Origin of the sequence: Secundilactobacillus pentosiphilus, assembly GCF_002217985.1 — a bacterium.
Classification (GTDB): Bacteria; Bacillota; Bacilli; order Lactobacillales; family Lactobacillaceae; genus Secundilactobacillus; species Secundilactobacillus pentosiphilus.
Genome location: NZ_BCMI01000009.1, coordinates 41,562 through 64,985, shown reverse-complemented (window position 1 = coordinate 64,985; position 23,424 = coordinate 41,562). Strand labels below are relative to the sequence as shown.

The 23,424-nt window shown below is 46.2% G+C and carries 22 protein-coding genes and 1 riboswitch; of the genes, 21 read left to right on the top strand and 1 reads right to left on the bottom strand.

Features of this window, described 5'->3' with window-relative positions:
• Positions 1–7 precede the first annotated feature (7 nt).
• The 16 genes from pyk to CES81_RS05985 all read left to right on the top strand — a co-directional run bounded on the left by pyk (position 8) and on the right by CES81_RS05985 (position 15,841).
• Positions 8–1,765, top strand: coding sequence for a pyruvate kinase (pyk, locus tag CES81_RS06060; RefSeq protein ID WP_089087891.1), 1,758 nt, complete (start codon positions 8–10; stop codon positions 1,763–1,765).
• 192 nt (positions 1,766–1,957) lie between these two features.
• Complete coding sequence (locus tag CES81_RS06055) at positions 1,958–2,860, top strand: CvfB family protein (RefSeq protein ID WP_089121072.1); 903 nt, start codon at positions 1,958–1,960, stop codon at positions 2,858–2,860.
• The gene (gene xerD / locus CES81_RS06050) at positions 2,844–3,731 is read left to right on the top strand and encodes a site-specific tyrosine recombinase XerD (protein ID WP_089121071.1); all 888 of its coding nucleotides are present in this window, start codon (positions 2,844–2,846) and stop codon (positions 3,729–3,731) included. Before CES81_RS06055 ends, xerD begins: the two co-directional genes overlap by 17 nt.
• Before the next feature lie 19 nt (positions 3,732–3,750).
• Positions 3,751–4,107 carry an N-acetyltransferase gene (locus CES81_RS06045; protein ID WP_089121070.1) on the top strand — a complete coding sequence of 119 codons (357 nt, stop codon included), beginning with the start codon at positions 3,751–3,753 and terminating at the stop codon, positions 4,105–4,107.
• A complete protein-coding gene (locus CES81_RS06040; RefSeq protein WP_179211589.1) occupies positions 4,100–4,858 on the top strand; it encodes a segregation and condensation protein A in 759 nt (252 codons plus the stop codon). The genes CES81_RS06045 and CES81_RS06040 overlap by 8 nt, the downstream gene beginning before the upstream one ends.
• Positions 4,855–5,442: an SMC-Scp complex subunit ScpB gene (scpB, locus tag CES81_RS06035; RefSeq protein WP_089087886.1), complete on the top strand. Its 588-nt coding sequence runs from the start codon at positions 4,855–4,857 to the stop codon at positions 5,440–5,442. Before CES81_RS06040 ends, scpB begins: the two co-directional genes overlap by 4 nt.
• 4 nt (positions 5,443–5,446) lie before the next feature.
• On the top strand, positions 5,447–6,175 hold the full coding sequence (locus tag CES81_RS06030; protein ID WP_089087885.1) for a pseudouridine synthase: 729 nt from the start codon (positions 5,447–5,449) through the stop codon (positions 6,173–6,175).
• Positions 6,176–6,226: 51 nt separating this feature from the next.
• A riboswitch (FMN riboswitch) is annotated at positions 6,227–6,349 on the top strand.
• Between the two features lie 108 nt (positions 6,350–6,457).
• Positions 6,458–7,045, top strand: coding sequence for an ECF transporter S component (locus tag CES81_RS06025; protein ID WP_089121068.1), 588 nt, complete (start codon positions 6,458–6,460; stop codon positions 7,043–7,045).
• Positions 7,046–7,176: 131 nt separating this feature from the next.
• Positions 7,177–8,217 (top strand): helix-turn-helix domain-containing protein, encoded by a 1,041-nt coding sequence (locus CES81_RS06020; RefSeq protein WP_089121067.1) that lies wholly within the window; start codon positions 7,177–7,179, stop codon positions 8,215–8,217.
• Complete coding sequence (locus CES81_RS06015; protein ID WP_225356356.1) at positions 8,204–9,682, top strand: RecQ family ATP-dependent DNA helicase; 1,479 nt, start codon at positions 8,204–8,206, stop codon at positions 9,680–9,682. The genes CES81_RS06020 and CES81_RS06015 overlap by 14 nt, the downstream gene beginning before the upstream one ends.
• A gap of 66 nt (positions 9,683–9,748) precedes the next feature.
• A complete protein-coding gene (locus CES81_RS06010) occupies positions 9,749–10,399 on the top strand; it encodes a LysM peptidoglycan-binding domain-containing protein (RefSeq protein ID WP_089121066.1) in 651 nt (216 codons plus the stop codon).
• Between the two features lie 19 nt (positions 10,400–10,418).
• Complete coding sequence (gene cmk / locus CES81_RS06005) at positions 10,419–11,105, top strand: (d)CMP kinase (RefSeq protein ID WP_089121065.1); 687 nt, start codon at positions 10,419–10,421, stop codon at positions 11,103–11,105.
• 80 nt (positions 11,106–11,185) lie between these two features.
• On the top strand, positions 11,186–12,442 hold the full coding sequence (gene rpsA, locus CES81_RS06000; RefSeq protein ID WP_089087880.1) for a 30S ribosomal protein S1: 1,257 nt from the start codon (positions 11,186–11,188) through the stop codon (positions 12,440–12,442).
• Positions 12,443–12,577: 135 nt separating this feature from the next.
• Complete coding sequence (gene der, locus CES81_RS05995) at positions 12,578–13,885, top strand: ribosome biogenesis GTPase Der (protein WP_089087879.1); 1,308 nt, start codon at positions 12,578–12,580, stop codon at positions 13,883–13,885.
• Between the two features lie 244 nt (positions 13,886–14,129).
• On the top strand, positions 14,130–14,405 hold the full coding sequence (gene hbs, locus CES81_RS05990; RefSeq protein WP_054655222.1) for a non-specific DNA-binding protein Hbs: 276 nt from the start codon (positions 14,130–14,132) through the stop codon (positions 14,403–14,405).
• 167 nt (positions 14,406–14,572) lie between these two features.
• Positions 14,573–15,841, top strand: a complete 1,269-nt coding sequence (locus CES81_RS05985; protein ID WP_089121064.1) for a tetratricopeptide repeat protein — start codon at positions 14,573–14,575, stop codon at positions 15,839–15,841.
• Positions 15,842–15,934: 93 nt separating this feature from the next.
• On the opposite strand, the gene CES81_RS05980 is transcribed toward CES81_RS05985, so the two are convergent.
• Entirely contained in the window at positions 15,935–16,834 is a 900-nt protein-coding gene (locus tag CES81_RS05980) for a YitT family protein (RefSeq protein ID WP_439951279.1), read from the bottom strand.
• 169 nt (positions 16,835–17,003) lie between these two features.
• Here CES81_RS05980 and CES81_RS05975 point away from each other — a divergent pair, with 169 nt between their 5' ends.
• From CES81_RS05975 to CES81_RS05955, 5 genes are all read left to right on the top strand, one after another.
• On the top strand, positions 17,004–18,218 hold the full coding sequence (locus CES81_RS05975) for a CCA tRNA nucleotidyltransferase (protein WP_089121063.1): 1,215 nt from the start codon (positions 17,004–17,006) through the stop codon (positions 18,216–18,218).
• A gap of 4 nt (positions 18,219–18,222) precedes the next feature.
• Positions 18,223–20,109 carry an ABC-F family ATP-binding cassette domain-containing protein gene (locus CES81_RS05970; protein WP_089121062.1) on the top strand — a complete coding sequence of 629 codons (1,887 nt, stop codon included), beginning with the start codon at positions 18,223–18,225 and terminating at the stop codon, positions 20,107–20,109.
• A 19-nt stretch (positions 20,110–20,128) separates the two neighbouring features.
• Positions 20,129–21,079: a thymidylate synthase gene (locus CES81_RS05965; protein ID WP_089121061.1), complete on the top strand. Its 951-nt coding sequence runs from the start codon at positions 20,129–20,131 to the stop codon at positions 21,077–21,079.
• A 10-nt stretch (positions 21,080–21,089) separates the two neighbouring features.
• Positions 21,090–21,578: a dihydrofolate reductase gene (locus tag CES81_RS05960; protein WP_089121060.1), complete on the top strand. Its 489-nt coding sequence runs from the start codon at positions 21,090–21,092 to the stop codon at positions 21,576–21,578.
• A gap of 640 nt (positions 21,579–22,218) precedes the next feature.
• Positions 22,219–23,415, top strand: coding sequence for an ABC transporter substrate-binding protein (locus CES81_RS05955; RefSeq protein WP_089121059.1), 1,197 nt, complete (start codon positions 22,219–22,221; stop codon positions 23,413–23,415).
• Positions 23,416–23,424 lie beyond the last annotated feature (9 nt).

Sequence of the window (23,424 nt, the reverse complement as noted above, 5' to 3'; positions counted from 1 at the left end):
TTTTCTTATGAAGAAAACCAAGATCGTAAGTACACTTGGTCCAGCTAGTACCGATGTTGACACAATCGTAAAGCTTATTGAGGCCGGCGCAAACATTTTCCGGTTCAACTTTTCTCATGGTGACCATGAAGAACATTTAGACCGTTTAAACAAGGTCCACGAAGCTGAAAAGATTACTGGCAAGACGGTTGGTATCATGCTTGATACCAAGGGTGCTGAAATCCGGACAACTGTTCAAAAGGATGGTAAGATCCAGTATCACACTGGTGACAAACTGCGGATTTCAATGGACGATTCCTTAGAAGGTGTTAAGGATAAGATCGCGGTCACATATCCTGGCTTATTCAATGATGTTAGTGTTGGCGGTCACGTCTTATTCGATGATGGTCTGCTTGACATGGTTATCGATCAAAAAGACGATGCTAACAAAGAATTAGTTGGTACCATGCAAAACGATGGTGTGCTTGGTTCACGTAAAGGTGTTAACGCACCTGGCGTTTCAATCAACTTGCCTGGGATCACCGAAAAGGATTCTTCTGATATCCGCTTCGGTTTGGATCACGAAATTAACTTTATTGCCGCTTCATTTGTTCGGAAGCCACAAGACGTTATGGACATTCGTGAGTTATTGGAAGAAAAGCACATGGAACACGTTCAAATCTTCCCTAAGATCGAATCACAAGAAGGTATCAACAACTTCGACGATATCATCAAGGTATCCGATGGTTTGATGGTTGCTCGTGGTGACATGGGTGTTGAAATTCCAACTGAAAACGTACCGTTGGTACAAAAGCACTTGATCCGTAAGTGCAACATCTTGGGCAAGCCAGTGATTACGGCTACTCAAATGTTGGATTCAATGCAAGAAAACCCACGTCCTACTCGTGCCGAAGCATCTGATGTTGCTAACGCCGTCTTTGATGGTACTGATGCAACCATGCTTTCTGGTGAAAGTGCTAACGGTGAATACCCAGTAGAATCCGTTGCAACCATGAACCGGATCGACCTCAAGGCTGAAAATGCTTTGAAGGACTTTGGTACTGACCACATGAGCTTAGCTAACGCTGACGTGACTGAATCAATTGGTGCTTCAGTTGCCCGTGTTGCTAAGAGCTTGGGTGTTAAGACCATTGTTGCTGCTACTGAATCAGGCTACACTGCTCGTATGATCAGCAAGTACCGTCCAGATGCAAACATCTTGGCCATTACCTTTGATGACCGTACTCGTCGTGGCTTGATGGTTAACTGGGGCGTTTACCCAATCGTCGCCGAAAAGCCAGCTAACACCGATGCAATGTTTGATTTAGCAGCTGCTAAAGCTGTTGAAACCGGCTTAGCTAAGGAAGGCGACTTGGTCTTGATCACTGCCGGTGTTCCCGTTGGCGAACGCGGTACGACTAACCTGATGAAGGTTCAATTGATCGGTTCAAAGTTAGTTCGCGGCCAAGGTGTCGGTGATGACACTGTCATTGGTAAAGCTGTTTTAGCAAACAATGCTGAAGAAGCTAACAGCAAGACAACTGAAGGCAGCATTTTGGTTGCTAAGAACACTGACAAGGATTACTTGCCAGCTATCGAAAAAGCCAGCGCCGTTATCGTTGAAAACGGCGGCTTAACTTCACACGCAGCCGTAGTTGGTATCTCAATGGGGATTCCAGTTATCGTTGGCGCTGAAGGTGCCTCAGAAAAGATTTCTGATGGTGAATTGATCACTGTTGACTCACGTCGCGGTGTTGTTTACCACGGTGCTTCAAACGCACTTTAATCAACTGAATAAGCTGAAATTGAAAAGTCTAGCCTACGGGTTAGGCTTTTTTATTGTCTAATGGTTACCGTTAGGACACGCTGAACTAAGTGCTGATAACACTATCGACTGAGAATAAACTACCACCGCCGGTCAATATGTGCGATAATGTCAAAAGATGTGTAAGATTAGAGAACGAACGGGGATACTAAAATGAATAATGAATTAACGCAGTTACTCGGCCGAATAATCAGCGGCGAAGTAACTGATGAAAATGATAAGCAATATTTTGTCCAAACTAATGGGCTGACCTTTCGGCTGGATAAAGCGGAGATCATCAAACCCTTGAAACTGGGCAGTCATTTTAAAGGCTTTGCCTATGAAAATGAACAGCATCAGCTGCAGATCACACGTGATGCGCCGAAGGTTCAAGTTGACCATTACGGTTTTGGCGAAGTGGTTCGCGTTCAGCATGGGTTAGGGGTCTTTGTCAATATTGGCCTGCCAAATAAAGACATTGTGGTCTCACTGGATAATTTGCCGGAAATTGCTGGTCTTTGGCCACAACGCGGCGACCGCTTAATGCTGTCGATCACGCTGGATAAAAAGGGCCGGATGTGGGGCGACCTTGGTGACGAGGCGCTCTACCGCGTGATTGCCCAGCCAGTGGCCAAAAAGCTGACGAATAAGGACGTGGTAGCGACTGCTTACCGGTTAAAACTGACCGGTACCATGGTGTTGACCAGCGACTTTAATTTAGGTTTCATCCCACCGGAAGAACGGGATCAAGAACCCCGTTTAGGACAGCAGCTAAAGGCCCGAGTCATCAGTCAATTTCCTGACGGCACGTTAAAACTATCGTTGCGGCCACGGGCTTACGAAGCCATTCCAGACGATGCGTTAATGCTTTTGGCGACGTTACAACATGCCCCAGAGGGTAAAGTTGCGTTTACTGATAAAAGCGATCCTGCCGATATCAAAGATTACTTTGGTATCAGCAAGGGGCAGTTCAAGCGGGCCGTGGGTCACTTAATGAAACAGCGGTTTGCTGAGGAACATGACGGCTACCTGTGGCTGACCGAAGCGGGACGTGATCAAAATGGACGAGCAGATTGAAGATTTTCTGCATGATTTACGAATTGAACGTGGCCTAGCAGCCAATACCATTAATTCGTACCGCCTGGACCTCAAAGAATTTCGCCGGTTTTTGGGTCTGCAAAAGGTGACTGAACTAACCCAGGTAGACCAGCTGACGATCCTTAATTTTTTAAAGCAGCAGCAGACTAGTGGTAAAGCGCGGAATAGTGTTACCCGTATGGTGTCTACGCTGCGCCATTTTTTCCAGTACTTAGTGCAAAACGAGCAGCTGACCGTAGATCCTATGGCGGAAATCAAGGCACCGAAAAAAAGCCGACCGTTGCCGCAGGTTCTCACGGTAGCGGAAGTTGATGCACTGCTAGCTGCCCCTGACACCACTGATAAGTACGGGATCCGCGACCGGGCCATTTTAGAAGTGATGTATGCCACCGGTTTGCGGGTCAGTGAACTCGTGCACCTTAAAATGGGTGAGCTGCACCTGGAGATGGGGCTGATTCAAACCATCGGTAAGGGTAATAAGGAACGCATCATTCCCATTGGCGACGTCGCCATTGACTGGATTAATCGCTATTTGAATCAAAGCCGTCCGCTACTGTTGAAGCAGCGGACGTCGCCCTATTTATTCTTAAACGCTCACGGCAGCGGTTTGAGCCGCCAGAGTATTTGGCAAAAGATTCAGCGCTATGTCAGTGTGGCTGGGATTCGCAAGCACGTGACACCCCATACGCTGCGTCATTCATTTGCCACCCACATTTTGGAAAACGGGGCTGATCTGCGGATCGTACAGGAACTGTTGGGACACTCTGATATTTCTACCACGCAGATTTATACCCATATTTCAAAGAAACACTTAACAGAAGTTTATCGTAAAGCTCATCCAAGAGCGTAACCTTACGGGAGGGATCAATTTGTTACTTAAATATCGTAATGATTATGAAAAAGTGGCAATGGGGTTGCTCTCTTTTGCGCCCGCACTAAAAAAGATCGACCGTTTGCAAGCAGAACTGCAGTGGTATCAAAATAGTGATGCCAGGCAGCTGCTGTTATGGAAAGACGTTAATCAAGACTTCTCCGGAATCGTGGGCGTTGAACTGCGTCCCCATTTCGTGGTGATCCGCTTGATTGCTTTAACACCAGCAGTTCGAACGGTTGATAATACCAACATGATCTTAAATGAATTACAGGATATGTATCCAAAACAGCGCATTATGGGCACACTGGAAACAACTCACATTGTTGCTAAATGGGAGGCTAGCCATGAGTGATCAGCCGGTTTTGATTCACGTGCAAAATTTTGAGGGTCCTTTAGACCTGCTGCTGCACTTGATCAAATCATCGTCGATTGATATTTATGACATTCCCATTGTGGCGATCACTGATCAGTACATGACTGCCTTGCGACAAATGCAGGACCATCAGCTTGACGTGGCTGGCGACTACTTTGTTATGGCTGCCACGTTGATGAAGATGAAGGCAAAACTCTTACTGCCAGCAGACGAAACACCCGAAAAAGAAGAGGATGACGAACCGAGTTTGGCAGAAATGCAAGACGACCTAGTCAACCGGCTGGTGAAGTATCAGCGCTATAAGCAGGCTGCTGGCTGGTTTAAACAGCAGGCCGCTGCCCGGCAAAAGTTTTACACCCGACCCGAAATGGCCGTACCAGCAGACGTTAAATTAGGTAAGCTGGCGCCGGGATTGACCATCAGCAATCTGCAGCAAGTTCTGGCAGAACTGACTTCGCGTCAGCGCCAGCCGGAACTGCCGATGCGCCTGATTCAAGACGAGCAGTATACGGTGAAGGGGCAGATTCACACGCTGCGCTTCAAGCTCAGCAAAGTACGGGTAGCGGTGTCATTTGGCCAGCTGTTTGATCAAAAGCCCAACAAGGAAGAATTGGTCACCACTTTCTTGGCCTTATTGGAAATGACCAAGCAGCACGAAATCGCAGTGGATCAGCCCAGCCGAGTGCTGCCGATTACCGTTAAACCGGCAAAATTGGGAGAAGAAAAATGAGTAAGATACAGCAATTAGAAGCGCTGCTGTTTGTCAGCGGCGAATCCGGCCTGACGGTGCAGGAATTAGCTAATTTGACCGATTCAATGGTACCGGCAGTTAATCAGTCGTTATCTAAGTTAAACCAAAAGTATGCCAGTGATCCGGACTCGGCATTGGTCATTTTGAAGGCCAATGATACGGTTCGACTGGCGACCAAGGAAGGGTTAGCCGGTATTGTCAGCCAGTACTTTGAAGCCCCCAGTTCCACCGGCCTGTCGCAGGCATCACTAGAAGTTTTAGCTATTATTGCGTATAATCAACCGATTACCCGAGTGGAAATTGATGAAATCCGCGGGGTGCAAAGCTCTGGTACACTAAACAAGCTATTACTACGGCAACTGATTACTGAATCAGGCCGAAAAAAGGGACCGGGACGGCCGAAACTTTATAAAACGACGGATTATTTTATGGACTATTTTGGGCTCAAGCAATTGGCAGATCTGCCGCCGCTGCCTGAAGCCCAAACGACAGCAGATGACGAACAAAATGATGATTTATTTTTGAAACGGTTCAACCAACAGATAAACTCGGAGGATAAATAATTACATGGAACGATTGCAAAAAGTTATGGCACACGCCGGTGTTGCTTCACGGCGCAGTTCAGAAAAATTGATCACAACTGGTCACGTCAAGGTTAACGGTAAAAAGGTCACTGAATTAGGCACTAAGGTCAGTAAGCATGATCACGTGACGGTGGACGAAATGCCCATTCAAACCGAAATGCCGATCTACCTCTTAATGGATAAGCCCCGGCAAGTGGTTTCGACAGTGCATGATGATAAGCACCGTAAAACCGTGATTGATTTACTGGATGATGAGATCAAAGAACGGGTCTACCCCGTGGGGCGCCTTGATTACGATACTACGGGCTTACTGTTGCTGACTAACGATGGAGAGCTGGCTAATCAGCTGACTCACCCGAAGTATGAAGTGGAGAAGACCTATGTCGCTAAGGTTGAGGGAATTCCGACTAACGAAGAGCTGAAGCACTTGCGGCAAGGGGTCAGAATTGACGGGAAGCTGACGTCACCGGCTAAGTCTAAATTGCTTTCCAGTGATGAAAAGCGGCAAACAGCTATCGTTTCCTTAACGATTCACGAAGGCAAGAACCATCAGGTCAAAAAGATGCTGCAGGCGATCGGACACCCCGTGATGAAACTGAAACGTGAAACCTATGCGTTTTTAACACTGAAGGGCGTTTTACCCGGCGAATTTCGTGAGCTGAATCCTGAAGAAGTCAAAGAACTTAAGCGTGTGGCACACCTAGACAAATAGCTTGCATTTTTAAAGTTGACACCGTACAATTGTGGTAAATTAAATAATGTGGTTCATCTTCAGGGCAGGGTGTAATTCCCGACCGGCGGTAACAGTCCGCGACCTACTCTTTGGGGTAGTTGATTCGGTGAGATTCCGAAACCGACAGTAAAGTCTGGTATAAAGAAGATTGGGTTAACACAAATGATTGTGAAACCGAATTGATTTTCCTCTGAAGAAAATTGATTTGGTTTTTTGTTTGCGTTTTCATTTGAAGATGACCAGTTTTGGAGGGTATATCTTATGGAACACAGTCAACCATTTAACATTCGCCAAGTTGTTATTATGTCATTATTTGCCGGGATTTCGTTTTTACTGTACTTTATTTCGTTTCCAATTTTGCCGTTTGTATCGTATATGAAAGTTGATTTTTCTGATATTCCAATCCTTTTAGGCATGATCATGTTTGGCCCCTTAGGCGGTATTTTAATTGCTGCCATTAAAGGCCTGCTTTACTGGGTGATGACCGGGGTGGATATTGCTAATTTTATCGGGGTCGCAGCGAGTTTTGTCGCCTCTGTTAGTTTCATGCTGCCAATCTATTACGTGTTGAAGTACGCCCGTAAGTACAAGACAGTGACGCGGTTAATTTTAGCGGTTATTGCTGGAACGGTGAGCCTGTCTGTGATTATGGCCCTGCTGAACGTGTCGGTACTGATCCCGGTTTATATGGCGGTACTGCACATGAAGATCACCATACCACTGTCTAAGCTGCTCTTATTCGGGGTAATTCCGTTTAACTTGATCAAGGGCGTTTTGGTAGGGGCAGTCTTTGTGGTGGTGGCTGACAGAATGAAAGCCTTTTTACGCCAGCAGTCAGACCTGCTCTAAGTTAGCCTTAAAATGTGATTTATAAATAGTGATCGTTTGGACGGCCCAGTGCCGTCCTTTTTGTGGTACTAGACAGTAAAATTGCAGTGTGGGAGAATGGATGCAGACTATTAAGCGGGGGCAGATCGACGATGGATGCAATGCAGTTAATGACTTTTTTATCACCAACAGCGCCAAGACGCCTGCGCGTCATCGAAAATATTTTAGTGGGTAAACGAACCGTCTCCACACTTTACTGGGGAATGCGGTATCAGCAGTTATCCTGGTTAGGCTACGAGAAGAAACTGACCCGTGAAGTCATGGATCAGGCGGTGACCGAACTGACAGCTAAGGGCTGGGTGAACCTAGTGCAAACCAATGCACAACTGACGGATCAGGGGGGTGCTGCCCGGCAGAAACTGATGCAAAATCGTTATCAGCCCCGGTGTTTGAATCTTCGCTTAGTGGTTGATATTGAGACTTTTTGGCAACGGTTTTTGCTGGCCACGCAGGTGGTCTCTGAACAGAGCTATCAAAACTATCACTACTACCCGCTGCAAGTTTCCTGGCAGGTTAAGCAGTCGGTGAAACGCTGGTTCAGCCGGTTTCATGAGGCTGATCTATCAAGTCAGTTTTACAGCTTTTGGCAGCACTTTTTCAGGCAATTACCCGATTCTCAGGCGGCCTTTATGAGCCGGTTACTGGTTGGTCATCAGCGTCCGGGGGAAACACGGTTACAAGTTGCCCGTGACTTTGGGCTAAGTGAAGCCGAAGCCGGGGTGATGGCAACCGATTTGGTTTGTCAGCTGGCAAGAGCCGTCTCCCAGACGCAGCTTGCCAGCGTTAACTCGCTGCTGACGGGATTGAAACGGTCACTGATCAGTACCAGCGCCCAGCAAACGCTAACCAGCTTTATGGCCGGTGACTCCCTTACGGTGATTAGCCGGAAAAGGGCACTGAAACTCAGTACCGTGCGAGAGCACTTATTAGAAGCAGCCATTATGCTGCCCAAAGAGCAGTTTGATTTTCAACGGGTTTTGCCGCTTAAACTCGTTACCGAAGTTCAGCGCCGTTTTGTTGATACGCCGCTGGATGAATGGCAGTTTAAACAAGTCGGCGATCTGTCAATTGAATTTTGGCAGTTTCGACTGATAGAAATTTTAAGGAGTAAACAAACTGATGATCAGCACTGAACAACTTTACCAGGTCCTTGAACAACGGTTTGGTTTTACCCGCTTTCGTCCGGGACAATTGGAAGCTCTTAAACAGTTAGCGGCGGGTCATCACACACTGGCCGTATTACCTACCGGAGCGGGTAAAACGCTGATTTACGAATTATACGGGGCGGTGACTTCTCAGCTCGTACTGATCGTTTCGCCACTGATTTCATTGATGGCTGATCAAGTAACGACGTTAAATGTCCAGGGCGAAAAGCGGGCAGCAGCGTTAACGTCGCTGATGACTTATGCCGAAAAAAACTGGGTCTTACGGCATTTGGGGCAGTACCGTTTTTTGTTTGTTTCACCGGAAATGCTGAGTCAAGACCAGGTTCTTGCGGCCTTTCAAACAGCAAAAGTGGGGCTTTTAGTGGTCGATGAAGCCCACTGTATTTCCACGTGGGGCCCGGATTTTCGTCCGGAGTACCTGTTATTGGGGCAGATCCGCCACCAGCTTAATGATCCGCTGACCCTGATGACGACTGCTACGGCAACCCCGCAAGTGCGAGCAGACGTTAAGCAAAAGCTACAGCTGCCACAGGCGGTAGAAATTATTCAGCCAGTGGATCGACCAAACATCTTTTTAGACGTTGAGTCCTTTCAAACGCGGGCCGATAAGGATGATCGGCTGGTTGAGCTGGTAGCAGGCCTAAAAAAGCCGGGAGTCATTTATTTTTCCAGCAAAAAGAAAGCTAACGAAATGGCGGCGCTGCTGAATGCGAAAACCGCCAGTCGAGTGGCTGCTTACCACGCTGATCTGGATCCAGAAACCCGCTTTAAGGTTCAGCAGCAGTTCATGCAAAATCAGTTAGACGTGATTTGTGCTACCAGTGCTTTTGGGATGGGAATCGATAAGGATAACGTCCGCTTTGTGATCCACTACCATTTGCCCAGTGACGTTGAAGCTTATTGGCAGGAAATTGGCCGGGCTGGTCGAGACGGTGAGCAAAGTGTGGCTATTCTGCTCTATCAGCCTGGTGATGAGCAGATTGCCCGGTTTTTAAGCGAGGCCACCGTGCCGCAGGAAAACGAAATTCACTATTATTTCCAGCAGGATGCCCCCCAAGTGGCGGGGGATGTGAAGGCCAATTTGATTTGGTTTTACAAGCAGCACCGCTACCGTGAAGAACAGGTTCAAGCTAGTTTTGCCAAGCGCCGTCAGCAGCGGCTTAGTGCGTTGCAAAAGATGCTTTCTTACGTGCGTACGTCAGGTTGTAAACGGCAGTATATTCAACGGTATTTTGACCAATTTCCAAGTGGATCAAAAGCGCCTAAGCACTGCTGCAGCATTGACGAACCGGGATTCAATCTAAGTGAACTCGGCTTGCTGGCTGCCAAAAGCGAACCAGCTGGTGAACAAAAGGAGTTAGAAGCGACGGCGTGGCAATCAATTTTGCTGCAGCTGTTTAATGATGCCGGCCAAGCGTCCGGCACAACTTAAAAAAATTCCCAATCAAGCGCCAGCTATGGTACAATTCGTAATGAAAGTTTTTGAGGAGGTAACACGATGGATCCAAAAAAAGACGATCAATCATCTGAAACCAAACCTTGGGACCAGTCGTTTGGGGACGACCGGGATGAACAGGGGAATTTGTCGCGGACTAAACGTCACCGGCAAAGTCACAACAACCGATTGATCACAATTATTTTAGTTGCTATTATTATTCTGATTGCAGTGGGGGCTTTAATTTACGGCCTAGCGCGGCAGAGTGCGATGAATAAACCTGATAACTCAATGAGTGTTTCCAGTGAACAGACTAGTGCTGTCAGTCAAACACACCGTAAAAAAGCTGCCAAATCTGCATCCAAGAAGGCAGCTTCGTCAGTCTCTGACAAAAAGTCGTCCGCTGAGTCAAGTTCAAAGACCAGCCACGATACGGCGGCGAACTCAGTTGACACTTCAGCTTCGCAGACGCAGCAACCTACTGAATCGACTGCTCCCAAGCAATCGACTACGACCACGAAACCAGCCAAGCCGGCCGCTTCACACCATTCTGCCAGTTCGGCGGGCGGTGCAAAGTACGCGACTGTTGGCCAGGGCCAAGGTATTTATCGGGTGGCTGTGAATAACGGGATCTCCGTTGAAAAGCTGAAACAGCTCAATGGTATCTCTGGGAACCAGACGCTACACCCAGGACAAAAAATACGCGTCAAATAAGTTGATACAGGTGGACAAAATGTCAAAAAAAGAGTTACAGGTTGCAATTGATGGGCCAGCATCGGCTGGAAAAAGTACGGTGGCTAAGAAAATAGCGCACCGTTTTCGTTACATTTACTGCGATACGGGTGCAATGTATCGAACCGTCACTTTAAAGGCCATGCAGCAAAACGTGGCCTTGGATGACGCGGCCGCATTAGCGGAAATGCTGAAAACAACCAAAATTGAGTTTAAACCAGGAAATCCCGAACAATTAGTTTTTCTTGATGGTCAAGAAGTTACCGGGGCGATTCGCCAGCCAGACGTGACGAATAACGTTTCGACGGTAGCGGCTCAGGGAACGGTTCGTAAGGACTTGACCGAGCGTCAAAGAAAGATTGCCGAGGCCGGCGGTATTGTGATGGACGGCCGGGATATTGGGACGTCGGTTTTACCAAAAGCCGAAGTTAAAATCTTTTTAGTTGCCAGTGTTGAGGAACGGGCACAGCGACGTTTCAAAGATAATGCCGAAAAGGGGATTCATACCCCGATTGATGAGCTGCGGAATGAAATTCAAATCCGGGATCACAAGGACTCAACTCGGGCAATTTCACCATTAACACAAGCAGCAGATGCCGTTCGTTTAGACACGACTTCCCTGTCAATTGACCAGGTAGTTGACAAGATTAGTGACATAATTACTAAAAAACAAAAAGAATTCGCATAAAAGTTCGTCGTGCTACTGGTATTATTGGTGATTTTCGGATAAAATATAAAGTAGAGTTGTCGCAAGGAGGAAAAGTTCGTATGAGTGAAAACAATAACAATGAGAACAACGATTTATTAAATGCTTTAAATAGCATTGAAACGGTGAAAGTTGGTGACGTCGTTAAGGGTGAAATTTTAGCCATTGACGATGACAAACAAGCTATCGTTGGTATCGAGGGCACCGGTATTGAAGGTGTGGTACCACAAAAGGAACTTTCAACCAAACCAGTTTCTGATATCAATGACGTCATCAAGGTTGGTGACAAACTTGATTTAGTTGTTATCTCAAAGATCGGTAACGATAAGGAAGGCGGCAGTTACTTGCTATCTGTTCGTCGTCTTGAAGCACGTAAGGTTTGGGACGAAATTCAAAAGAAGTACGAAGCTGGCGAAACGATTGAAGCACCCGTTACCCAAGTGGTTAAGGGCGGCTTAGTTGTTGATGCAGGGGTTCGTGGTTTCGTACCTGCTTCAATGATCAGTGATCACTTCGTTGAAGATTTGAATCAATTTAAGGGTCAGACTTTAACCTTTAAGATTATTGAAATCGAACCTAGTGAAAACCGTTTGATCTTGTCACACCGTGCACTGCTCGAACAAGAAAAGGCTGCTAAGCGTGAAGAAATCATGAGTACCCTTAAAGCCGGTGAAACAGTAACTGGTAAGGTTGCTCGTTTGACTAGTTTTGGTGCTTTCGTTGACCTTGGCGGTGTTGATGGTTTAGTTCACGTTTCTGAAATTGCTTACGAACGTGTTGAAAAGCCTTCCGATGTTTTGAAGGTTGGCCAAGAAGTTAAGGTGAAGGTCTTATCAGTTGATCCAGACCGTAACCGGATTTCACTTTCAATTAAGCAGACTTTACCAGAACCATGGGATGGCATCGAAGAAAAGGCGCCTGAAGGCTCAGTACTTGAAGGAACGGTTAAGCGTTTGACCAGTTTCGGTGCCTTTGTCGAAGTCTTCCCAGGTGTTGAAGGTCTAGTTCATATTTCGCAAATTGCGCACGAACACATTGCGACACCAAATGATGTCTTATCAACTGGTGAAAAGGTTAAGGTCAAGGTTTTGGAAGTTCACCCAGATGCTCACCGTTTGGCTCTTTCAATCAAAGCTTTGAAAGAAAAGCCTGCCGGTAGCGAAAACCATGAACAACCTAAGCAGCAACGTGCCCCAAGAAAGCAAGCTGCTCCTACTCAAATGTCAACAGATGACGATGATGAAGGCTTTACCTTAGGTGATTTGGTTGGTGACCAACTGAAGAATGCCCAAAAGGACAACGATTCAGATAACGAGTAATCAAATCAATGTTTCAAAACAGAAATTTTCATTAAACTAATTAAAATGTCATTTTGAAACGGAATGCCAGTTTCAAGATGACATTTTTGTTGTGATTTAACCGTTATGATTTAGAACAGAAAAGAGGGATGTTGTATGAGTATGCCAACAGTTGCCATTGTCGGACGACCAAACGTCGGCAAATCAACCATTTTTAACCGGATTGCTGGTGATCGAATTTCCATCGTCGAAGATACGCCAGGTGTTACCCGTGACCGAATATATGCTCACGGCGAATGGCTTGGAAACACGTTCAGCATGATCGATACTGGTGGGATCGACATGGGTGACGAACCATTCTTAAAACAAATTACGCAACAAGCTGAGGTGGCGATTGATGAGGCTGATGTGATCGTCTTTGTCGTTAGTGTCAAAGAAGGCATCACCGATGCCGATGATAGGGTCGCCAAGATCCTTTATCGCGCTGATAAGCCGGTTGTTCTGGCAGTTAACAAAGCTGATAATCCGGAACTACGGCAAGACATCTATGACTTTTATTCATTGGGTTTTGGTGATCCCTACCCAATTTCAGGGGCCCATGGTTTAGGACTTGGTGACTTGCTGGATGCTGTGATTAAAGCCTTTCCAGATAAGAGTGGTCAAGTTGACGACGACAGTATTCGGTTTAGTCTTATTGGCCGGCCAAACGTGGGTAAGTCGTCATTAGTAAACGCCTTGCTGGGTGAAAACCGGGTGATCGTCTCCGAAGTTGCCGGGACGACCCGTGATGCCATTGATACGAAGTTCGTGGCGGACTCAACTGAGTTTACCATGGTCGATACCGCCGGAATCCGTAAACGCGGTAAGGTGTACGAAAACACGGAACGCTATAGTGTGATGCGTGCCATGAAAGCCATCGATAATTCAGATGTGGTGTTATTCGTGCTGAACGCTGAAGAAGGTATCCGTGAACAGGACAAACGGGTTGCCGGGTACGCTCACGAAGCTGGCCGGGGAATTATTATCGTGGTCAATAAGTGGGACACCCTCAAGAAAAATAATCAAACGCTCCACGACTTTGAAGTTCACGTGAGGGAAGAATTCCAGTATCTGGCCTACGCGCCGATCGTCTTCGTGTCGGCTAAGACGCATCAACGGTTGAGCGAGCTGCCAGCAATGATTAAGACGGTTGCTGGCAACCATGCTAAACGGATTCAGTCTTCTACGCTGAACGAAGTGATCATGGACGCGATTGCCATGAACCCGACGCCCAACGATAATGGTCGTCGTTTGCGGGTTTACTATGCAACTCAAGTCGCTATTCAGCCGCCAACTTTCGTCTTATTTGTGAACGATCCCGATCTGATGCATTTTTCGTATGAACGTTACCTCGAAAATCAGATTCGTGAACACTTTGATTTTACCGGGACGCCGATCCACTTGATCGAACGCCACCGAAAGTAGGCTCAGCCCTGATTAGGCTTGATTTCCGCTCATTTTTCAGGCTTATACGTCAAAAAACGGTCTTTTGGCATAATTATTCGTCATAAACCGCAAAAAACCTTGCTATGATAGGCTTTGTGTGCTATCTTGGAATCAGAAATGATACGGAATGCCGTTATTATTTCAGTGGCCTGATTGACTTGTTGATCGGCTAGATGAGATGATTTTGTACTCATCATATATTATCCAAGGAGGCGAATCATTCATGGCAAATAAAGCACAACTTGTTAACGATGTCGCAGCTGCAACCGGCTTAACTAAGAAGGATGCAACTGCTGCAGTAGATGCAGTATTTGATTCAGTTCAAGCAACTTTGGCTAAGGGCGAAAAGGTTCAATTAATCGGCTTTGGTAACTTCGAAGTTCGCGAACGTGCAGCTCGTAAGGGCCGTAACCCACAAACGGGTGCCGAAATTCAAATTCCTGCAAGCAAAGTACCAGCATTCAAGCCTGGTAAAGCTTTGAAGGACGCTGTTAAATAATTAATTATTGACGGTGGAGCCAATCCGATGAGGGTTGGCTTTTTTTGGTTGTTCAAAAACGGATTTTAATTAAGCACGCACGGGTTCTGGGGCAAACACCATGCTTGTTTGCCAATTCCTAAAGTGATAACATATAGTCTCATGAATGAACGAAACGGAGGGTCTAAATGAGTTATTCACAGCAAGCCCTTGACCAGCTGGAACGCGGTCAACTTGATCAATTTAAAAAAGCCTATGCGAGCGCGTTGCGTCATGATGACGACGATACGCTTTACAGTTTGGCAGAAGAACTTTATTCACTGGGATTTTTAAACCAGTCAAAACGAATTTACGAAAAACTCTTAAAACGCTATCCCGAGGAAGACGATTTGCGGGTCAACTTAGCTGACATCTTGATCGATGATGATCAAAACGATGAAGCGTTGACGTTGTTAAACGAGGTGTCGCCGGATTCACCGGCCTATGTCCGCTCGTTGATGGTGGCAGCTGATTTGTATCAGACCCAAGAACTGTTTGAGGTCAGTGAACAAAAGCTGTTAGAAGCCCTTAAACTGGCGCCAGATGAACCAGCTATTCAATTTGCTCTAGCGGAGCTTTACTTTGTCATGCGGGAATTTAAAAAAGCAATTCCGCTGTACCTCGGTCTGATCAAACAGGGGATCCCTGAATTCAGTGCCGTCAACTTAGTAGAACGCATTGGGGTGGCTTACGCCAATGCGGGGCGTTTTGAACAAGCAATCGGCTATTTAAAGCAGATCCATTCGGGTGATATGACCCCTGACGTGAAGTTTGAGACAGCTTTTACCTACTTGCAGCTGAAAGATTATCAGCCAGCAGTTAAGTTGTTTAATGAATTAAAGGAGACTGATCCGCAGTATACGAGTCTCTATCCCTATCTCGGGCAAGCACTCGTCGCTGAAAACCGGTTAGACGATGCTTTAAAGGCCTTGCAAGAAGGCCTGGGGGTCGATCAGTACAATCAAAAACTCTGGTCATACGCGGCCGATATTGCAGCTCGGGTAGGTAATGAGTCGCTGACGGAAACGTACTTGAAGAAGGGGCATGCGTTAGACCCCGAAGATTTGGATATGGTCATTAAACTATCTAATCTTTACGTCAAACAGCACCGTTTTCAGGATAACGTGGCCTTTTTGACCGACTACGTGGGGCAGGATAACCTGGATCCGCAGCTATACTGGAATTTAGCGGTATCTTACGCGCAATTGGAGCAGTATGAAAAAGCCGACCGGTATTATCAAGCGGCAGTACCATACTTTATGGACCAGGCCGATTTTTTAAAGCCAGCAGTGTACTTCTTCCGTGAAATGGGTGAGCGCGACCAGATGATGAAGGTCCTGAAAGCCTACGTCAAAGTTGTGCCAGACGACGCTGAAATGGCGGACATGCTGGAAACTGAAGAAGAAAATGATTTCTAAAGTGCGGAAGGTCGTCGAAGAGACGATCTTTTTTTGATAAGTAAAAGATAAAAAGTTACTTTAACTTATAAAATAAAAACAAAAAACACGCCCCTAACCAACGTGTTTAAAAATATTGTGACTGGGTCGGGCATAGGTAAAGCCTTCGCCAATGGCTTCATTGACGTCAAAGATCGTCATAAAGGCGTTCTTATCAAGTTCACCGACAATCATTTGCAGATCATGCAGTTCACTCGGACTGACAACGACATAGAGCATTGGGCGGTCTTTATGAGAATAACCACCTTCACCATGAAGGATGCTGACACCCCGTTGCAGGACAGTCATGACTTGATCCACGATTTCCTGCGACTTCGAACTGACAATCAGCACGCCTTTAGCGGCGTACGTCCCGCTGAGGATGAAGTTGACGAGGCGGGAGAAGACGTAGGAATAAAGCAGCGTATAAGCCATATGGCGAATATCAATGTAGATCAGAGAAATGAACAGGACTAACACGTCCAACCATAAAAGGGTCTGACCCATTGGAATGCCCCGGAAACGTTCGAAAATTCGGGCGATGACATCCGTTCCGCCAGTGGTGCCGCCAAAGCGGTACAGTAATCCGCTGCCAGCACCGCCGGTAATCCCAGCCGCCATGGCAGCCAAAAACAGATCATGATGTAGATCAATACTTAATGGAACCCGCTGCCAAATCCATAAAAACGCCGACAGCATTAAGGTCCCGTACAACGTGTAAATAATCGTGCGCCGACCTAAAAGACGATAGCCAAACAAGATCAAGGGAATATTGATTAAAATGGTTGAATAAGCCGGGTTAAAGTTAAATAACCCCTTTAAAATCAGCGTTACACCAGTAATACCGCCTTCAGCAAGCTGATTAGCAATGTTAAACGTGACCAGCGCAAAGGCGTAGGCTGCACAACCAATGGCAATCATTAGTAAATCAATCAAACGGATTTTTTCCTCAACGTTATTCGTGTTATTAGTCAAACTGATTCCCCCTAAATAGATTACTTTCTTCATTCCGCGAAGTCATATTCCTCAATTATCATAGCATATTCGCTTGAAGTGCAGTTGGTTTATGGGGTGGATATCTGGTAAACTTGAGTAGACTGAAAAAAGAAGTTGCAGCATAACTCAGATAAAAGGGTCGATCAAAATGAGAATTGAAACACTACCGGAAGAATTTGTAAAAGCACAACCAATCATCGATACTATCGAAGCCGCTGGTTATGAAGCTTACTACGTTGGCGGTTCGGTCCGTGACACCCTATTGGGGTTACCGATCCACGATGTTGATATCGCTACTAGTGCCTATCCGGAAGAGGTCAAATCACTCTTTAAGCGTACCGTTGATACCGGCATCGAGCACGGAACCGTGATGATTTTGGACCACGGTACCGGCTATGAGACGACGACCTTTAGAACTGAGTCTGGTTACCAGGATTACCGCCGGCCGGATTCAGTAAAGTTCGTCAGGTCCCTAAAAGAAGACCTCAACCGCCGGGATTTTACCATTAATGCCTTAGCACTGAAAACTGACGGGTCGATCATCGATTATTTTGATGGGTTGAAGGATTTGAAAGCCCACCGGATCCGGGCCGTGGGTGACCCTGAAAAGCGTTTTAATGAAGATGCATTGCGTATGATGCGTGCCGTGCGGTTTGCTAGCCAGCTAAATTTTGTCATTGACCCGGAGACCGTTGTCGGCATTAAACATCACGGTGGTTTGCTGACTAAAATTGCCGTGGAGCGGATTCACGTTGAGTTCGTTAAAATGCTGTTAGGCCAGTGGCCAGCTATGGGGCTTGACGTTTTTATGGAGACGGGATTATACCAATATTGTCCGGACTTTAAGCCGTATCAAGCACAATTTAATCAGCTGCGAACTGAGTTAAAGAGCGGTATGAGTAACGAAACGGCGGTCTGGACGTTATTAGCAGCGGCGTTTAACTTATCCAGCAAGCAGGTCAATCAGCTGCTAAAGGACTGGAAGTCAGCAAATCAGCTGATTGAAGACGTTCAGGTAGCCGTTAAAGCAGTTCACGGGATTGCAACGCATTCGGTGGATGCTTGGCTAGTTTACCAAACTGGCAATGAATTATTGTCAATCGCCAATGAAGTGGCTCAAAAGTTAGGGCAGTCATCGTACGAAACGGCGTCCTTATTAGACCAGTACGGTGCTTTACAGATCCATTCCAAGAAGGCGTTGGCCATTACCGGTCAGGACCTGATGGCCGCGGGGATCAAACCCGGTCCGCAACTGGGACGAGCCCTGAATTTTCTTGAACGGCAAGTCGTTGAAGGACAGTTAGATAACCAAAATAAAACGCTGCTTGAGGCAGCAATTAACTATTTAAACGAGAAAGCGTGACAAAATGCAAACATTAAGAGCAGAAGGATTGACCCGAACATACGGTGAGAAGACACTGTTTGATAAGGTCGATTTCATTATTAACGAAAATGATCGAATTGGTTTAATCGGTACTAACGGCAGTGGTAAAACCAGTCTGCTGAATACGTTAGCGGGGCTGGCCCAGTATTCCGGTGATATTATTACGCCGAATGAATATTCCATTGCGTACTTAAAGCAAGAACCGGAGTTCAATGATCAGCAAACGATTATGGATGCTATTTTTTCCGGCTCGCAAAAAGTGTTTAAAATTATTCGCCGTTATGAGGACACCTTAGCTGCATACAGTGAAGATCCAGAAGATCAGAAAAAGCAGCAACAGTACATGGATGCTGAAGCACAGATGAATGAAGCTGATGCCTGGAATGCTGAAAGCGACGTTAAAACCATTTTGACGCAGTTGCACATTACGGACTTAAACCAGCAAATCGGTACTTTGTCTGGCGGTCAGCGTAAACGGGTTGGTCTGGCACAGGTCTTAATTCAAGCGCCTGATCTCTTACTGCTGGATGAACCGACTAACCATTTGGATTTTGACTCCATTGACTGGCTGGAAAACTATTTAGCTAATTATAAGGGTGCCTTACTGGTGGTTACCCATGATCGTTACTTCTTGGATCAAGTGGTCAACCATATTTGGGAACTGTCTTTTGGCCGTCTGTTTCACTATGATGGCAATTACCAAGACTACGTTGGCCAAAAAGCTGAACGGGTTGAACAAGAAGCTAATGCGGACCATAAGCAGCAACAGCTTTACAAGCAGGAACTGGCTTGGATGAAAGCGGGGGCTCACGCCCGTTCAACTAAACAGCAGGCGCGGATCAACCGCTTTAATAAGATTAAAGAAAACCTGGGCAGCACGCCCGTTGAACAGGATGTTTCCATTGATCTGGGTCAGTCACGGCTAGGTAAGCAAGTTATCGAGTTAAAGGATGCCAATTTAAAGCTGGATGACCACTTGATTTTGAAAGACTTCAACTTGCTGGTGCAAGCGGGAGACCGCATCGGGATCTCCGGTGAAAACGGGGCCGGTAAATCGTCGCTCTTAAACGTGATGGCACAACGGCTGCCGCTTGATTCCGGTATCATTACGGTTGGTGAAACGGTTAAAATGGCCTACTACACGCAGCGGACAGAGCCGATTCCAGAAGATAAGCGGATCATTACCTACCTCAGTGAAGTTGGGAATAACGTTACCGATAAAAACGGTCAATCAATCTCCGTTTCCGAACTGCTGGAAGAATTCCTGTTCCCAAGTTTCATGCACGGGACGCTGATTCGTAAACTGTCCGGTGGTGAAAAGCGTCGGCTGTACCTGTTAAAGCTGTTAATGGAACAGCCTAACGTCCTTTTCTTGGATGAACCGACAAACGACTTGGATATTTCGACGTTAACGGTGCTTGAAGACTACGTTAATCATTTTAACGGTACCGTCATTACCGTCTCCCATGACCGTTACTTCCTGGATAAGGTGGCCGACAAACTGCTGATTTTTGACGGCAACGGTAAAATTGAACGGTACAGCGGGTTATTTACCGACTACCTAGCCAGTCAAAAGAAGAAAACGCAAGCCAGCAGCAAAAAAGCCGCTCCCAAACCGAAAACAGCTGCCGCAACACCTCAGAAACAGAAAAAAACAAAGCTTACTTACAAAGAGCAGCTGGAGTGGGACGGTATCGAAGACGAAATTGATGCCTTAGAGAAGAAAAAAGCCGATTTGCAGTCACAAATGAACCAAAATGGCGATAATTATGATAAATTAGCTTCGTTGCAAGCTGATTTTGAAGCCACTGACAAAAAGCTGGACGAAAAAATGACCCGGTGGGATTATTTGAGTCAGTACGTTGAATAAGGAATAGGAGAGGTTGTTCATGCTTGAAGATGCTTATTTGAATATGGAGCGCTATGTTTTGGAAAACGGGCACCGCAAGTCCGACCGAACGGGGACTGGCACGATCAGCGTGTTTGGCTACCAGATGCGTTTTGACCTGAGTCAGGGATTCCCGTTACTAACCACTAAGAAGGTGCCCTTTGGCTTAATCAAAAGCGAACTGCTTTGGTTCTTACACGGGGACACCAACATTCAATTCTTGTTAAAGCACCATAACCATATTTGGGATGAATGGGCCTTTAAGAAGTTTGTAGAATCCGCTGACTATCACGGTCCAGACATGACTGACTTTGGCCGCCGTTCATTGGTTGATGAGGACTTCAACAAAGTTTATCAGGAACAAAAGAAGGCCTTTTGTAAACGCATCGTAGAAGACGATGATTTTGCGGCTAAATACGGCTCATTAGGCAACGTTTACGGCGCCCAATGGCGGGCTTGGAAAACCAGTAAGGGTGAAACTATCGACCAACTCAGCAACGTTTTAGAGACGCTGCGGACTCACCCTGATTCACGGCGTATGATCGTCTCCGCCTGGAATCCAGAAGACGTGCCTGGCATGGCCATTCCGCCTTGCCACACCATGTTTCAGTTCTACGTTAACGATGGCAAGCTCAGCTGTCAGCTGTATCAGCGGTCTGCGGACATCTTTTTGGGTGTTCCCTTCAACATCGCCAGTTACGCGCTGCTGACTAATTTGATTGCTAAGGAAGTTGGCTTAAAACCAGGCGACTTTGTTCATACCTTTGGTGATGTGCACATTTACAGCAACCATATTGAACAGGTGAAGACGCAGCTTTCAAGAACGCCAGCGGAAGCGCCACAGTTAGTTTTGAACCCTGACAAATCCAGCATTTTTGATTATGACATGGATGATATCAGTTTGACTAATTACCATCCCGCACCAGCTATTAAGGCCCCAGTCGCAGTATAGGAGTGATCTCATGATCTTTATCTGGGCAGAAGACCAGCAGCACGCAATTGGCCATAAGGGCCAGTTACCGTGGCATTTACCAGCTGACATGGCATTTTTTAAGCAGCATACCATCGGCAATACCCTAATTTCCGGCAGCCGGACGTTTGCGAGCTACAAAAAGCCGTTACCGCATCGCAAGAACATTGTTTTGACCACGCGCACGGCTACTGATTATCCTAGTAACGTTGCCGTCTTACACAGTGCTTCTGAAGTGGTGGCTTACGAACAGGCACATCCTAACGAAACAGTAATGGTCAGCGGGGGAGCCAGCGTCTTTAAAAGCTTGCTGCCATACGTTGATACGTTGTTACGAACGCGGGTGCTGCACACCTTTAAGGCTGACACCTATATGCCTGAAATCGATTATAGCCGGTTTAAACTCGTTGAGTCGACCACCCGTGAACCCGACGATAAGAACCCGTATGGTTTGGTCTTTGAGCGCTGGCAGCGGCGCTAAAAACAATTAAAATCGCTTAGTATGATGACTGTTATACTAAGCGATTTTTGGGTTTGCTGGACGATTCCAAACTAATGTGCAAGTCTAGTAGCGGGTATCAGGGTGATACTCAGTAGAATCTAAGAAAGATATTCTTTAAATGAGTCATCAGAATATTAAAATCAATTGGGAACTCATTTTTATATTAAGATTGTTGATATAACAGTGCTTATACAATATTGTGATGATACTTTATCAAATAAAATGATTAAAAATATAAAATAATTGTTGACGAATTATGAACTTTCAATTATAGTTATGACATTCAACAAGTCCAAAAATTCTGACAGGAGGTTACATCACATGAAAAATTCAACCGTTCAACAATTTAACGTAACCTCTGCACGTCAGAATTTAGTCTTATTATTAAAAACCAAGGACGCAACTATTAGCTAGTAGTTAATCTACTAATTAAATTAAGTTGAGCCCTTATTAGTGCGTTTTTAATGATGAGGGCTTGATGATCAAATTCTGACTTTAGACCTCATTCATTAAATTGAATGAGGTTTTTTTATTGCTCTGACACGGGGAGGGAAGCTAGTCGGGCAAGCCGCAGCATACATACACCACACATATTACGTTAAGAAAGTAGGAGAAACTTATGAAGAAAAAGATGATCAAACGCGTTACAGGAATTGCAGCGATTGCGATGTCAGCCGTAATCTTTGCCGGCTGTTCCACTGCTAAAACGTCCAGCCAAGGAAACGACCAAACGGGCAGTACCGTTAAGATCGGGGTCAACCTAGAGCTCTCGGGCGCTGCTGGTGGCTACGGCAACCAGATGAAACAAGGTATTCAGATGGCGACTAACGAGATTAATGACAAGGGTGGGGTCAACGTTAATGGTAAAAAGAAGAAAATCAAACTGATCATTAAGGATAACAAGACGTCAACCAGTACGTCCGCTTCAGTTGCCGCGCAACTCTCAAATAACGATAAGGTCAACGCCATTATTGGTACAGCTACTACCAATGCCGGTACTGCAGCTATTCCAAACGAAACGAAAGCTAAAGTGCCTGCTTTGAGCCCATCCGCCACCGATCCCAACTTTACGCTGCAAAAGAGCGGCAAGGTCCAGCCGTACGTTTTCCGGGCCTGTTACCAAAATAACTTCCAGGGCGGTACCGGTGCCAAGTTCATCTACAACAATTTGAAAGCTAAGCGGGTCGCCGTGCTTGGTGACAATTCAACCGATTACGGAACTGGTCTTGCGAAATCATTTAAGAAGCAGTTTAAAGGCAAGGTTGTTGATACCCAGTACTTCTCAGCCGGCGATAAAGATTTCAACGCAATTTTGACTTCGTTTAAGCATAAAAAAGTCGATGCCATCTACGCACCAGGTTATTACTCAGAAATCGGCTTGATCATCAAGCAAGCGCGTCAAATGGGGTTGAACGTACCGGTTGTTGGTTCCGATGGTATGGCGGACGCTAAGCTGGTTCAAATTGCCGGCGCCAAGAACGCTTCTAACATTTATTACACCACGCCGTTTTCACAAACGGTTGCCAAGTCTAACCCAACGGCTGCTAAATTCTTGAAGGCGTACAAGGCACGTTACCACACGGACGCACCGACCTTCTCAGCGTTGGCTTACGATTCAACATACATGATCAAACAAGCGATTGAAAGTCAAAAATCAGCTAACTCAGTTAAGATCACTAAGGGTCTGGCTGACATTAAGAACTTCAATGGTGTGACTGGTAAGATCTCCATCGACGGGCATCACGATGCCGATAAGCCGATCGCCGTTGAACACTTGAACAACGGTAAAGTGGTCGGTTCAACACAGATTAAATAATGCATCCGT

Coding starts and splice junctions, on each gene's coding strand:
- pyk (WP_089087891.1), top strand. CDS start 8: ATGAAGAAAACCAAGATCGTAAGTACACTTGGTCCAGCTAGTACCGAT.
- CES81_RS06055 (WP_089121072.1), top strand. CDS start 1,958: ATGAATAATGAATTAACGCAGTTACTCGGCCGAATAATCAGCGGCGAA.
- xerD (WP_089121071.1), top strand. CDS start 2,844: ATGGACGAGCAGATTGAAGATTTTCTGCATGATTTACGAATTGAACGT.
- CES81_RS06040 (WP_179211589.1), top strand. CDS start 4,100: ATGAGTGATCAGCCGGTTTTGATTCACGTGCAAAATTTTGAGGGTCCT.
- scpB (WP_089087886.1), top strand. CDS start 4,855: ATGAGTAAGATACAGCAATTAGAAGCGCTGCTGTTTGTCAGCGGCGAA.
- CES81_RS06030 (WP_089087885.1), top strand. CDS start 5,447: ATGGAACGATTGCAAAAAGTTATGGCACACGCCGGTGTTGCTTCACGG.
- CES81_RS06025 (WP_089121068.1), top strand. CDS start 6,458: ATGGAACACAGTCAACCATTTAACATTCGCCAAGTTGTTATTATGTCA.
- CES81_RS06020 (WP_089121067.1), top strand. CDS start 7,177: ATGGATGCAATGCAGTTAATGACTTTTTTATCACCAACAGCGCCAAGA.
- CES81_RS06015 (WP_225356356.1), top strand. CDS start 8,204: ATGATCAGCACTGAACAACTTTACCAGGTCCTTGAACAACGGTTTGGT.
- CES81_RS06010 (WP_089121066.1), top strand. CDS start 9,749: ATGGATCCAAAAAAAGACGATCAATCATCTGAAACCAAACCTTGGGAC.
- cmk (WP_089121065.1), top strand. CDS start 10,419: ATGTCAAAAAAAGAGTTACAGGTTGCAATTGATGGGCCAGCATCGGCT.
- rpsA (WP_089087880.1), top strand. CDS start 11,186: ATGAGTGAAAACAATAACAATGAGAACAACGATTTATTAAATGCTTTA.
- der (WP_089087879.1), top strand. CDS start 12,578: ATGAGTATGCCAACAGTTGCCATTGTCGGACGACCAAACGTCGGCAAA.
- hbs (WP_054655222.1), top strand. CDS start 14,130: ATGGCAAATAAAGCACAACTTGTTAACGATGTCGCAGCTGCAACCGGC.
- CES81_RS05985 (WP_089121064.1), top strand. CDS start 14,573: ATGAGTTATTCACAGCAAGCCCTTGACCAGCTGGAACGCGGTCAACTT.
- CES81_RS05975 (WP_089121063.1), top strand. CDS start 17,004: ATGAGAATTGAAACACTACCGGAAGAATTTGTAAAAGCACAACCAATC.
- CES81_RS05970 (WP_089121062.1), top strand. CDS start 18,223: ATGCAAACATTAAGAGCAGAAGGATTGACCCGAACATACGGTGAGAAG.
- CES81_RS05965 (WP_089121061.1), top strand. CDS start 20,129: ATGCTTGAAGATGCTTATTTGAATATGGAGCGCTATGTTTTGGAAAAC.
- CES81_RS05960 (WP_089121060.1), top strand. CDS start 21,090: ATGATCTTTATCTGGGCAGAAGACCAGCAGCACGCAATTGGCCATAAG.
- CES81_RS05955 (WP_089121059.1), top strand. CDS start 22,219: ATGAAGAAAAAGATGATCAAACGCGTTACAGGAATTGCAGCGATTGCG.